This window comes from Flavobacterium sp. LK-23, assembly GCF_058135255.1.
On the sequence record NZ_JBYUVT010000003.1, the window covers coordinates 30,091 to 41,844 of the forward strand.

Genomic DNA, 11,754 nt, shown 5'->3' on the forward strand with positions numbered 1-11,754 from the left:
CTATTTGTATCTATTAAAGATCTAATTGGTAAACTTCGTCAAGCTCGTCATTTGAAGCGATATTTACATCTAAATCAGTTACAAAACCAGAATTTAATCCGTAAACCCACCCATGAAGCATTAAGTCTTGGCCATTTTTCCAAGCATTTTGCACAATGGATGTTTTTGCTAAGTTGTAAACTTGTTCTTTAGTATTGATTTCAACAAAAGCATTAAAACGCTCTGTTTCATCTTCAATAGAGTTTAAGTATTTATCATGTAAACGATATTCATCTTTAATGTGACGAAGCCAGTTATCAATAATTCCAACAGACTGATGTCCCATTGCAGCTTTTACACCACCGCATCCGTAATGTCCACATACGATAACGTGCTTTACTTTCAGAACGTTTACAGCATAATCCAGAACACTAAGCATATTCATATCAGAGTGCACTACCATATTGGCAATATTACGGTGAACAAAAACTTCACCTGGTTTAGCACCAACAATTTCGTTCGCAGGAACACGGCTATCAGAACATCCAATCCATAATAATGGCGGTTGTTGTCCTTTTGCCAAATCAGCAAAATAATTAGGATCTTTTGCCAATGAAGTTTCAACCCACTTCTTATTGTTTTCTAATAACTGCTCATAAAATTTTCTCATTTTTTTATTTTTTGTGTGGTAATTTCTAATTCTACGAATGTCTCAAAAAAGAACTTGAATGTAAAGTTACCTAAAATTTGACATTTCTACGGCTTTAAAAATACCATTTTTTAATTATTCTTCTCTAACAACTTCTTTTTTAACCACTTCCCTTTTTGCCACATCATAGTAATGTTCTATCGTAACATGATTATGGTTTTCGGGTGTATTTTCTAATTCGTAAGCTTCTTTAAATCCTTTAAGCTTCACTTTAATGTTTTCATCTATTGCGCGGGTTTCTTTAAATTCACGAATTAAATCTAAAACATCATGCGAAATATACTCCGTATCATGCGCATTAATAATTACTTTAGAATTTTCTGGAATTTCTGCCAATGTTTGTTTGATTGCCGCTTTATTCAAGAATGAAACTTCCTGAGCCAAATCTATATGAATAATATCGCCATCTTCATATTCTTCTTTCTTGAAAACATAGGCTCTTTTCAGATTTCCTCTCAACACAAAAATGATACTGATCACAATTCCCAGCGCAACACCTTTTAGCAAATCTGTCGCAACGACAAAGACCAAAGTTGCAATAAAAGGGACAAACTGGTATTTCCCCTTTTTCCAGAAATGCATAAAGGTTGCTGGTTTTGCTAGTTTATATCCAACCAAAATCAAAACTGTTGCCAATGTCGCCAAAGGAATTTTGTTTAAAATTGCGGGTATAGACAATACGCTTATTAATAAAAGAACGCCATGAATTATGGCAGACAATTTAGATTTTGCTCCTGCATTATTGTTGGCAGAAGATCTTACTACTACAGAAGTCATTGGTAGACCTCCCAAAAGAGAACTTACAACATTACCTATGCCTTGCGCTCTTAGCTCTACATTGGTATTGGTGTAACGTTTTTGCACATCCATTCTGTCTGTAGCTTCAATACATAAAAGCGTTTCAATAGAAGCGACTATGGCAATCGTAATAGCAACTACCCAAACTTGCGGATTTGTAACAGCGGTGAAGTCTGGTGTAATTATAATTGATTTAAAGTCATCAAAAGATTTTGGAACTGGCAAAGAAACCAAATGTTCTTTTGCAATTGCCAAAGTGCTTCCTGTAGATATAAATATTTCGTTTAAAACAACTCCAGCAATAACTGCGATCAAAGCTCCAGGAACTAGTTTTATTCTTTTTAAGAAAGGAATCTTATCCCAAGCTAACAAAATCACCAATGAAACTGCAGAAACTACCACAGCTCCTAAATGAATATGATTTAAAACATCAAATAGAAATGAAAAAGAATTACTTCCATCATTTTGAATAAATGCCTGATCTCCTTCAAAATCCGCATCGTAACCAAAAGCGTGAGGTATTTGTTTTAAAATAATAATAATTCCGATACCCGCTAGCATTCCCTCAATTACGTTTGTCGGAAAATAATTCGATATACTTCCAGCCTTTAAAAATCCTAATGCTAATTGAATTAATCCAGCAATAAAAACAGACATTAAAAATACATTGAAAGCTCCTAAATCGGTAATTGCGGTTAAAATGATAGCCGTTAACCCAGCAGCTGGACCTGATACGCTAATATGTGACTGGCTTAGATATCCTACAATGATACCACCCACAACACCTGCGATAATTCCAGAAAATAATGGTGCTCCAGAAGCCATTGCAATACCTAAACACAATGGAAGAGCCACCAAGAAAACCACTAAACCTGAAGCAAAATCAGATTTAAGGTTGGCAAAAAGATTGATTTTTTTTGTCATAATATAATACTAAAAAAATTATTCATTAAAGATTTACCCCATCTCGATAGAAATGCGGCTAAAGTTCGAAATAATCGGAAGTATTATGCTACGTTAGGTGGTGGAGCAAAGATGCTCGGAGATATGTTGTCTAGTTTGACAATATTTTCAGAAATGATTGTTTTTTTCTCGATGCAAACCGGAATCAAAACTTCATGCTCAAGAATAGTGGGATGCATAACGTTTTTAAGTTCCTTATGCACTTCTTCCTCAGAGATACTAAAAGATATAGCCGTATTATTCCCTTTCTTAATCGCCTGAACAATTGTCGGGGTCGATAAGAAGGCAATAAATATGAATAATAATATGCGGGCTATAAATTTCATCAGAACAAAAATAGCGTTAAACAAATAAAATCAAAGAAAATTCATAGAAATTTAACACAAACAAAAAAGCAGAATGCAATTTTTATTCCATTCTGCTTTTAATTATTTAAAAAACAATTATTTACAAAGTTTCTTCTAACCAAGCATTCATCATCCAAATCGTTTTTTCCTGCTCAGCAATGAAGTCACTCATCATAGAATTGGTTCCTTCGTCATTAATTTCGTCAGATTTGTTCAATATTTCTCTCTCGATTTTTAATAAATCTGATAAAGAATGAACAATTAATTGAACCGCTTTTTCATCATTAGAAATATTCTTTCCAACTGTCAATTTATTGTTTTTAATATAATCCTCAAAAGTATGAAGAGGAGTTCCTCCAATGGTCAAAACTCTTTCTGCAATCATATCTATTTTCAATTGTGCATCTGTATATAACTCTTCAAATTTTACATGCAAATCAAAGAAACGCTTTCCGCGAATGTTCCAGTGAATTCCTCTCAAATTTTGATAGTACACTTGAAAATTTGACAATAGCACATTCAATTCTTTTACTAATAATTCTGATTCTTTTACTGGTAATCCTAAAATATTCGTCTTCATAATCTATTTTTTTACACTAATTTACTACAAATTTACTAAAATAAACATAAATAAAAATTATATTTTCCTATTTTTGCATCACAAATTACTATCAACATGACTATAACTCAATTGCAATATGTGTTAGCGGTGGCTGAGCATAAAAATTTCACTCTTGCTGCTGAAAAATGCTTCGTAACACAGCCAACTTTAAGTATGCAAATACAAAAAATCGAAGAAGAACTTAATATTTTAATTTTCGATAGAAGTAAAAAACCAATTCAGCTGACTGATATAGGACAGAAAATTGTAAATCAAGCTAAAAATATCGTAAACGAAGCTGATCGTATAAAAGATATTGTAGAACAGCAGAAAGGTTTTATTGGCGGAGAATTTCGTTTAGGTATTATTCCAACAATTATGCCTACGCTTTTGCCAATGTTTTTGAATAATTTCATTAAGAAATATCCAAAAGTAAAACTCCTAATAGAAGAATTAAACACAGAGGAAATTATTCTAAAATTAAAAAACGGACACTTAGATGCTGCTATTGCCGCAACACCGCTGGAAGATGAAAAAATCAAAGAAATTGTTTTATACTTTGAGCCATTTGTAGCCTACATTCCAGAGCATCACGCAAGTTTCCAGAAAGAAGAAATTGAAGTTTCTGACTTAAACCTAAATGAAATTCTTTTATTGCAAGACGGACATTGTTTTAGGGATGGTATTTTAAATTTATGCAAAAATGTCTCAGACGCTGACCAAAACAATTTCCAGATTCAAAGCGGTAGTTTTGAAACCTTAATTAAATTGGCAGACGAAGGCCTTGGTACAACGTTACTTCCGTACTTGCACACTCTAGACTTAAAAGAATCCGACAAACTGAAGCTCCGTAATTTTAAGGAGCCAAAACCTGCTCGAGAGGTAAGTTTGATCTACCCAAAGAGCGAATTAAAAATGCAAATCATTGACGCATTAAGATCTACAATTGCTGGTGTAGTAAAAGGCGCAATAGTTTTTCAGAATGTTCAAATCATTAGTCCATTACAAAAGAAAGCGTAATAAAAAAGGAGCCAATTTGGCTCCTTTCTTTTATACTTTAATTAGTTGTAGACTTTGTTTTAATTCTGGTTTTCCAACAACGAAATTAAGCAACCACTCTTGCAATTGTTCCATTTCGTAAGGTAACAGTGTTTTGATAGCTTTTTCTAACTCTTTGCAGAAAAGTATCGGATCGAAACTAACTCTTTCAAGTATTGATTTCGTGTAATCAAACATCATTTTTGACATAATAAAATAAGATTTTCGGGGGTTATCTATTTTTTTAAACTCGAGCCAAATTTAAACAAATAACTAACATAATTTCTACTTTTAACTTATTTTTTTAAAAACTTTAGCAACGAATACGTTTTCTTAAAACATATAAATCAATGTAGAATTATTCTAAATAACTCATTTAAACGTTTTTAAAGGCTCTAAACATTTCTCTTTTCCCTGGAGGTCCTGCCAATTTTTCTACAGTAAATCCAACTTCAATCATGCTTCTTTTAACAACTCCTCTGGCTGCGTAAGTTACAAGAACGCCGTTTGGTTTTAAACTGTTGTACATTTTCTGAAAAATTTCAGTACTCCAAAGTTCTGGCTGCACTCGGTAACCAAAGGCGTCAAAATAAATCAAATCAAAAATTTCAAAATCGTTTATTTCGTGAAAAAATTGTTTTCTTTTGGTTAAGGAGAACTGATCGCAAATTTCTATTTTTTCATCCCATTCCGATTTATGCATTTTTTCAAAAATGTTATAAAATTCCGACGCTTCTAATTCTTCCGCATAATTCATTTCCAAAATCTCGTCTGCATCTACTGGATATGCTTCTACTCCGACATAGTCAATAGCCTGCTTCTTTCTAACAGATTCTAAAAAAGTTATAAAAGCATTCAAACCAGTCCCAAAACCTATTTCTAATATGCTTATCGGATTTTCAAATAACGAAAGACCATTTTTAATAAAAACGTGCTTCGCTTCCTGAATGGCACCATGTTTAGAATGATAGCATTCATCCCATTCTGGTAAACGAATTGTAGTTGAGCCATCTAGCGTTTTAATTATTTCTCTTTTCACTTTTTTTAGAATTTTACAATAGCTTTTTATTGGTTTTCAAGCCATTTTAATAATCAAATTTAATCAAAACTAATGCGTAAAGCCTTAAAAAACCATACTTTTTTCATAAAATCTTTATAAAAATCAATTAAATATTTGAGTTTATTATAGGATAAATAAATCTCAGTCAAAACCATCAAATAATGAATTTTCGCTAAGCATTTTACATATTTTTACGTAATTTTGCATTCAATAAATTCCATTTTAAATGATATCGTCACTTTAGATTTCTGATAGTGAAGAGTATCTCACAAAAAACTTACATAACTATGAGTACAACTCAAACAAGCAAAATTGAAATCATTAAAGCTACTTCTACAAAAATCAATGAAGTAGATTTTGACAACTTAAGTTTTGGTGCTGTATTTACAGACCATTTATTCGAATGCGATTTTAAAAACGGACAGTGGCAAAATCCTGTCATTAAGCCTTATGCTCCAATTTTAATGGATCCATCTTCAAAAGTCTTCCATTATGGACAAGCAATTTTCGAAGGAATGAAAGCTTATAAAGATGACAATAATGATGTTTGGTTGTTTAGACCAGATGAAAACTTTAACCGTTTTAATAAATCGGCTGTAAGAATGGCAATGCCAGAAGTTCCGGAAGCTATTTTTATGGATGGTTTAAATGAATTATTGAAATTAGACAAAGACTGGATTCAAAGAGGAAACGGAGCTAGTATGTACATTCGTCCGTTTATGATTGCTACAGGTCCTGGAGTTATCGCAAATCCTTCTGACGAATATAAATTTATGATTTTACTTTCTCCTGCAAAAGCATATTATGGAGGTGAAGTAAAAGTAATCATTGCCGAGCATTTCAGTAGAGCTGCAAATGGTGGTATTGGTGCTGCAAAAGCTGCCGGAAACTATGCTGCTCAATTTTACCCAACTAACTTGGCAAACAAAGACGGTTTCCAACAAGTTATCTGGACTGATGATGCAACGCACACAAAATTAGAAGAAGCGGGAACAATGAACGTTTTCTTCAGAATCAACGATACTTTATTGACAGCTCCAACAAGCGAAAGAATTTTAGATGGTGTTACCAGAAAAAGTTTGATTGCAATGGCTGAAAAAGAAGGTCTAAAAGTTGACGTTCGTCCAGTAATTGTTTCAGAATTGGTTGAAGCGGCTAAAAACGGATCTCTAAAAGAAATCTTTGGAGCAGGAACTGCTGCAGTTATTAGCGTTATCAAAGGATTCTCTTATAAAGATGAATATTTTGAAATGGCTCCAATCGAGAATTCTTATGCTTCTTTCTTAAAAGAAAAATTAACAAGTCTTCAAAACAAACTTTCTGAAGATACTTTTGGATGGACAGTTAAGGTTCAATAATCCAAAACCATATAAAAAAGAAACCCGATAAATTTAGTTTTATCGGGTTTTTCATTTTTCTTTATTTTTAAATTTTGTCTTAGAGATAAGACTAAACTCAAATAACGTAAAACTTTGCGAACTTTGCGTTCTTATCAGAACCGCAGAAAAAAAACTTAGCGTTCTTTGCGTTTGATTCTCTTTACAACAATTTAGAAAAATCAGGTTTAAAATAATTAGGACCTTTCATCACTTTTCCGTCTTCGCGATAAATGGGTTTTCCATCTTCGCCCAATTTACTCATATTACTGCGTTGGATTTCATCAAAAACGGCTTCAATTTTATCTTGAAGTCCGTGCTCGATAATTGTTCCGCACAAAATATACATCATATCTCCAAGTGCATCTGCAATTTCAACCAAATCATTATTTTGAACCGCCTCGTAATACTCTTCATTTTCTTCCTTCATTAAATTATAACGAAGTAGTTTTTTCTCTGCTCCTACATCGGCAATTGGAGTTGCGCTGTGGCCAATTTTAAAAGCAGTGTGAAATTCGGTTACGGCGTCAAGTTGTTTTTTCATATAGTCGTTTTCTTTTTTTTTTGCTAATTTAAGTCAGTTTCTTATAAATCTGAAAATTTATTGAATGAAATGAAAAGGCAATTTAGCAGCAAATCGTTTACAAATCTTTAAATTTGCCAAAAATTTTTATAACTATGTTTAGTCAAGGTCAAATACAATTTGGAATATGTTTTTTTATCGTTTTTGTAATCATTATGATATTTGCTTATCGAAAAGATTTAAAATTACACAAAGTCTTTTATAAAGGAAATTACAAAGTACTCCTTGCCTTTCTGCTTTTCATTGTCCTTTTGTTCGTAATTAAAATCTTTTTGAAACGATAAATTATTCTGGTTGCCATAAAATAAAACCTAATCATTATGGGTTATTAGTAAGACTCATGATAAATTTATAACTTTACCGAAACCAAACAGCCTACCATGAAAATTCTAAAGTATTTATTTCTTTTTGCACTTTTAAGCTTTGTTGCTCTTACTGTTTTTGTTGCTACTCAAAAAGGAGATTTTTCTGTAGAAAGAAGTAAAGTCATCAATTCTCCTCGTACAACGGTTTATAACTACCTAAATGACTTTAGAAATTACGAAGATTTTGAATCATGGTCGGTTGAAGATCCTTCTATAAAAATGACATACGCTAATAAAACTAGCGGAAATGGTGCAACATTTTATTGGGATGGTGCTGATGGAAAAGGAAATTCTATTATTCTTAAAACAAAAGATGGCGAAAGCATTGACCAAAAAATGCAATTTGACGGTACAGAAGCCGATATAAATTGGACTTTGAAAGATACTTTGAACGGTAAAACAAAAGTTACCTGGAAAGGAAAAGGAACAATGAGCTTTCTGTTTAAAATTTATACCGCATTACATGGAGGTTCAGACAGAGTTATCGGAACTATCTACGAAAAAAGTTTGGCTAATATTGACAAAAATTTAGATTACGAAACCAAAACTTACGCCGTTACAGTAGACGGAGTGGTTAAGAAAACAGAAACGCCTTATATAAAACAGACTTTTACTAGCGAAATTGCCAAAGTAAATAAAAATGCTAGGATTGTAATTCCGAAGCTTATTCAATTTAGTGAAACAAATGGTTTAGCAGCAAGCGGAAAACCATTCATTATTTATCATACCTACGACACTAAAACAGGTTTGGCAAAGATTTCAATCTGTTTACCTATTAATAAAGAAATTTCAACTAGTTCAGGAAGTGATATTTTAGCAGGAAAATTAAATGGTTTTGATGCTGTAAAAACAACTCTTAACGGAGATTACTCTCATAGAAACGAAGCAATTGCAAAAACAACGGCTTACATTAACAACCAAAAAATTATTCCAGATTTAAGCTGGTCTCATCTTGAAATCTTAACGTTGAGTAAATTGGATGTAAAAGCTTCTTCAAAATTGGTGACTGAAATTTATTTGCCAATAAAACCAAAAGTAGTTCCTGTTACTGCTGAGCCGACTTATACTCCAGAAAGCACTAGCGAAACTACAAGCGAGCCACATACAGAACAACCACGTACAGAGCCTGTAAAACGCAAGCCAGCAGCACCAACTCCTGCTCCAGCGCAAACACCTGTACAAGAAGAAGACTCAGAATTTTAAATAATTTCAAAGGCGCATTAAACCTTTTACATTAAATTCTGTCTAACTTCTATTAAAGAAAGTTTACAAAACAAAAAGTTTGATAGACGAGAAAGAATTTATAAAAGAATTATTAAATCCCGAAACGCAAAATACTGCGTTTCAAAAACTCTTGTCTGATTATCAGAGACCTTTGTATTCTCATATTCGAAACATTGTTTTGAATCATGATGATGCCGACGATGTTTTACAGAACACTTTTGTAAAAGTCTTTCAAAATCTTAAAAACTTTAAAGGAGAAAGTAAACTTTTTTCCTGGATGTATCGCATTGCTACCAATGAAGCTTTGACTTTTTTATCGCAAAAAGCAAAATTAAGCGGAATTTCATCTGAAGATCTGCAGAATAAAACGATCGATAATTTAAAAGCAGATCTTTATTTTGATGGAGATGAAATTCAAATCAAACTTCAAAAAGCAATTGTAACTCTTCCAGAAAAACAACAATTAGTTTTCAAAATGAAATATTTTGAGGAATTGAAGTATGAAGAAATCGCAGAAATCTTAGGGACATCTGTTGGAGCTCTAAAAGCATCTTATCATCACGCAGTAAAAAAAATTGAATTATATGTTACATCAAATTAAACCTTTTGTAACAAAAACTATCTTATAAGTATCATGAAAACATTTAAATTAGAAAACGAACCCAAAATAAAATCTGGTTTTAAAACCCCGGACAATTATTTTGATAATTTTTCAGAGAAGGTTTTACAGCAATTAGACAAAAAAGAAGTTAAAGTAATTCCTTTTTACAAACGCAATAAAACCATTTCGCTAGCGGCCGCAGCAGTAATTGGTTTTGCATTATTAATACCGATCGTAAATAATTACAAAGCTAACTCAAACGAACTTGACGAAGCTACTTTAGAAACTTATTTATCTTATCACTCCAATATCAGCCAATACGATTTAATTCAAACCTTAGACGACAGTGATATAGAAAAATTAGGCAACGATGTCACTTTAGAAGACGAAACACTGGAAGATATTCTAGCTACAAGTCCGAACTTAGAACACTTAATTTCAGAACAAAATTAAATCAAACTTAACTCAACAACTTAGCTTAACAATGAAAATAAAAAACATTTTACCACTCCTGCTATTTCTGATAAGTTTTTCAATTTTTGCCCAAAGCGGAAAAATTGATGAAAAGCGAGAAAAAATTAAAGCTTTTAAAGTGTCATTTTTAACAACCGAATTGGAATTAACTTCCACTGAAGCAGAAAAATTCTGGCCTATTTATAATGCTTACGACGATAAGCAATATGAATTAAAGTATTTAAAAATGAAGACTTATCTGAAACAACTAAAAGATGATAATCTTAAAAATCTTTCAGATAAAGAAGCGGCAACATTATTATCTCAAATCGAAAGTACTGATAAAGAAATATATCAGCTTCGTGAAAAATATATGAGCAGTCTGAAAAAAGTACTTCCTGCAAAGAAGATACTTTTACTTAAAAAATCGGAAGACGATTTTAATCGAAAACTATTGCAGCAATATCGAGATAAAGGCAATAAAGACTAGACTTAAAGAAACAACAGCGATAAGAACCCTATATAATAATACTTACTTTATTATTTAGGGTTCTTATTTTTTTATTTAAAATTCAATCGAACTACCTTATTATGTCCCGCTGCGATTGCAGTATTTCTGTTTACAAAACGAATGGTGAAGAATTTGGTATCTGTAGAAAGCTGCATCCAGTTTTCTCCTCCATTTTGAGAATATTGTATTCCTTCTGAGCCTACACAAACAATTTCTCTTCCATTGCCTCCTGGAACATATTGTATACATGACGCATAACCAAATCCCATATTCTGACCAATTAATTGCCAAGTCTTCCCGCCATCTTTTGTAAAAGCCTTATTATTGGCTTTATTATTAGGAAGATCATAATCTCCTCCTGCAATAAAACCTTGTTTAGAATCGTAGAAATCGGCAGTAAAAATTCCTGTCATTTGCTTTCCTTGTACAATAGGGGTTTCTACAACTTTCCATGTTTTTGCTTTATCTGGAGAATAAAAAACACGTGCCTTTTTTCCACCCGAAACTAACCATGTATCATTTCCTTTGATAACAATATTGGTATTACTGGCTGCAAAAGCTGCTTCTCCAGTGCTATTTGTTGGTAATTTATCCGAAAGCAGTTTCGTCCAAGTTTCTCCGCCGTCGCGAGTAACAATAATTGAGAACGTATCCTCTGTTGGATCACCAATTGCAATTCCTTCCTTATCGTTCCAAAACTGCATGCTATCGTAAAATACTTTCGGATTAATTTCTTTATAAACCAATTTAACTTTGCGGTCTTTTTTTGAAACTGAATAAAGAAGTGCCGGATTTGCAACACTTAGCAAAAAAATATCTTTTGAAGTTTGTGCAATACTTCTAAATTCTAATTTAAGTGTATCACGATAAATATGTTCTTCAAATTTTTCTTTTTTATCCAAATCATAATAACCAAAACGAGAATTATCTGCTCCGTACCAAACTTTATTTTTATCAATAAGAATTGCTCTAATACTTATTCTGTCTTTAAACAATGTATCTATCGTCATTGATGTAAATCCACCGTTATATGCAATTTCAGTTTTAAAATTAAATGTTGTAAAAGACATCAATAAAATAAAGATACCGCAAAATAAAGCAAGTTTTCTCATAGGAAATTTAAAATTTGGTTAACGCTAAAATACG

At 32.2% G+C, this 11,754-nt stretch carries 13 protein-coding genes; 6 read left to right on the top strand and 7 right to left on the bottom strand.

The genetic code is table 11. From position 1 onward, the window contains the following. Window positions 1–13: 13 nt before the first annotated feature. The 3 genes from can to AC3Y25_RS05815 form a co-directional block, all read right to left on the bottom strand. Window positions 14–649 carry a carbonate dehydratase gene (gene can / locus AC3Y25_RS05805; RefSeq protein ID WP_250836898.1) on the bottom strand — a complete coding sequence of 212 codons (636 nt, stop codon included), beginning with the start codon at window positions 647–649 and terminating at the stop codon, window positions 14–16. Window positions 650–763: 114 nt separating this feature from the next. Next, complete coding sequence (locus AC3Y25_RS05810) at window positions 764–2,410, bottom strand: SulP family inorganic anion transporter (RefSeq protein WP_489902066.1); 1,647 nt, start codon at window positions 2,408–2,410, stop codon at window positions 764–766. A 486-nt stretch (window positions 2,411–2,896) separates the two neighbouring features. After that, on the bottom strand, window positions 2,897–3,376 hold the full coding sequence (locus AC3Y25_RS05815) for a Dps family protein (protein WP_095928924.1): 480 nt from the start codon (window positions 3,374–3,376) through the stop codon (window positions 2,897–2,899). 96 nt (window positions 3,377–3,472) lie between these two features. Here AC3Y25_RS05815 and AC3Y25_RS05820 point away from each other — a divergent pair, with 96 nt between their 5' ends. Beyond that, on the top strand, window positions 3,473–4,417 hold the full coding sequence (locus AC3Y25_RS05820) for a LysR substrate-binding domain-containing protein (protein WP_379796506.1): 945 nt from the start codon (window positions 3,473–3,475) through the stop codon (window positions 4,415–4,417). Window positions 4,418–4,447: 30 nt separating this feature from the next. Here AC3Y25_RS05820 and AC3Y25_RS05825 read toward each other — a convergent pair whose 3' ends face one another. Both AC3Y25_RS05825 and mnmC2 read right to left on the bottom strand, forming a co-directional pair. Beyond that, window positions 4,448–4,645: a hypothetical protein gene (locus AC3Y25_RS05825; RefSeq protein WP_095928926.1), complete on the bottom strand. Its 198-nt coding sequence runs from the start codon at window positions 4,643–4,645 to the stop codon at window positions 4,448–4,450. Window positions 4,646–4,811: 166 nt separating this feature from the next. After that, the gene (gene mnmC2 / locus AC3Y25_RS05830; protein WP_489902067.1) at window positions 4,812–5,474 is read right to left on the bottom strand and encodes a tRNA (5-methylaminomethyl-2-thiouridine)(34)-methyltransferase MnmC2; all 663 of its coding nucleotides are present in this window, start codon (window positions 5,472–5,474) and stop codon (window positions 4,812–4,814) included. Between the two features lie 308 nt (window positions 5,475–5,782). Between mnmC2 and AC3Y25_RS05835 the strand changes: the two genes are divergently transcribed. Next, the gene (locus AC3Y25_RS05835; RefSeq protein ID WP_250836901.1) at window positions 5,783–6,853 is read left to right on the top strand and encodes a branched-chain amino acid aminotransferase; all 1,071 of its coding nucleotides are present in this window, start codon (window positions 5,783–5,785) and stop codon (window positions 6,851–6,853) included. 181 nt (window positions 6,854–7,034) lie between these two features. Here AC3Y25_RS05835 and AC3Y25_RS05840 read toward each other — a convergent pair whose 3' ends face one another. After that, the gene (locus AC3Y25_RS05840) at window positions 7,035–7,415 is read right to left on the bottom strand and encodes a pyrophosphohydrolase domain-containing protein (RefSeq protein WP_057116704.1); all 381 of its coding nucleotides are present in this window, start codon (window positions 7,413–7,415) and stop codon (window positions 7,035–7,037) included. A gap of 419 nt (window positions 7,416–7,834) precedes the next feature. Here AC3Y25_RS05840 and AC3Y25_RS05845 point away from each other — a divergent pair, with 419 nt between their 5' ends. From AC3Y25_RS05845 to AC3Y25_RS05860, 4 genes are all read left to right on the top strand, one after another. Further along, a complete protein-coding gene (locus AC3Y25_RS05845) occupies window positions 7,835–9,022 on the top strand; it encodes an SRPBCC family protein (protein ID WP_489902068.1) in 1,188 nt (395 codons plus the stop codon). A 79-nt stretch (window positions 9,023–9,101) separates the two neighbouring features. After that, the gene (locus tag AC3Y25_RS05850) at window positions 9,102–9,644 is read left to right on the top strand and encodes an RNA polymerase sigma factor (protein WP_427874743.1); all 543 of its coding nucleotides are present in this window, start codon (window positions 9,102–9,104) and stop codon (window positions 9,642–9,644) included. Window positions 9,645–9,677: 33 nt separating this feature from the next. Continuing rightward, on the top strand, window positions 9,678–10,097 hold the full coding sequence (locus tag AC3Y25_RS05855) for a hypothetical protein (protein ID WP_489902069.1): 420 nt from the start codon (window positions 9,678–9,680) through the stop codon (window positions 10,095–10,097). A gap of 31 nt (window positions 10,098–10,128) precedes the next feature. After that, window positions 10,129–10,587: a sensor of ECF-type sigma factor gene (locus tag AC3Y25_RS05860; protein WP_489902070.1), complete on the top strand. Its 459-nt coding sequence runs from the start codon at window positions 10,129–10,131 to the stop codon at window positions 10,585–10,587. Window positions 10,588–10,658: 71 nt separating this feature from the next. On the opposite strand, the gene AC3Y25_RS05865 is transcribed toward AC3Y25_RS05860, so the two are convergent. After that, window positions 10,659–11,720 carry a WD40/YVTN/BNR-like repeat-containing protein gene (locus AC3Y25_RS05865; RefSeq protein ID WP_489902071.1) on the bottom strand — a complete coding sequence of 354 codons (1,062 nt, stop codon included), beginning with the start codon at window positions 11,718–11,720 and terminating at the stop codon, window positions 10,659–10,661. Between the last annotated feature and the right edge of the window lie 34 nt (window positions 11,721–11,754).

What these genes read in the sequence shown, in the direction of transcription:
- AC3Y25_RS05815 (WP_095928924.1), bottom strand. Translation starts at nt 3,376, where the DNA reads ATGAAGACGAATATTTTAGGATTACCAGTAAAAGAATCAGAATTATTA.
- AC3Y25_RS05820 (WP_379796506.1), top strand. Translation starts at nt 3,473, where the DNA reads ATGACTATAACTCAATTGCAATATGTGTTAGCGGTGGCTGAGCATAAA.
- AC3Y25_RS05865 (WP_489902071.1), bottom strand. Translation starts at nt 11,720, where the DNA reads ATGAGAAAACTTGCTTTATTTTGCGGTATCTTTATTTTATTGATGTCT.
- AC3Y25_RS05845 (WP_489902068.1), top strand. Translation starts at nt 7,835, where the DNA reads ATGAAAATTCTAAAGTATTTATTTCTTTTTGCACTTTTAAGCTTTGTT.
- AC3Y25_RS05810 (WP_489902066.1), bottom strand. Translation starts at nt 2,410, where the DNA reads ATGACAAAAAAAATCAATCTTTTTGCCAACCTTAAATCTGATTTTGCT.
- AC3Y25_RS05825 (WP_095928926.1), bottom strand. Translation starts at nt 4,645, where the DNA reads ATGTCAAAAATGATGTTTGATTACACGAAATCAATACTTGAAAGAGTT.
- AC3Y25_RS05840 (WP_057116704.1), bottom strand. Translation starts at nt 7,415, where the DNA reads ATGAAAAAACAACTTGACGCCGTAACCGAATTTCACACTGCTTTTAAA.
- AC3Y25_RS05835 (WP_250836901.1), top strand. Translation starts at nt 5,783, where the DNA reads ATGAGTACAACTCAAACAAGCAAAATTGAAATCATTAAAGCTACTTCT.
- AC3Y25_RS05860 (WP_489902070.1), top strand. Translation starts at nt 10,129, where the DNA reads ATGAAAATAAAAAACATTTTACCACTCCTGCTATTTCTGATAAGTTTT.
- can (WP_250836898.1), bottom strand. Translation starts at nt 649, where the DNA reads ATGAGAAAATTTTATGAGCAGTTATTAGAAAACAATAAGAAGTGGGTT.
- AC3Y25_RS05855 (WP_489902069.1), top strand. Translation starts at nt 9,678, where the DNA reads ATGAAAACATTTAAATTAGAAAACGAACCCAAAATAAAATCTGGTTTT.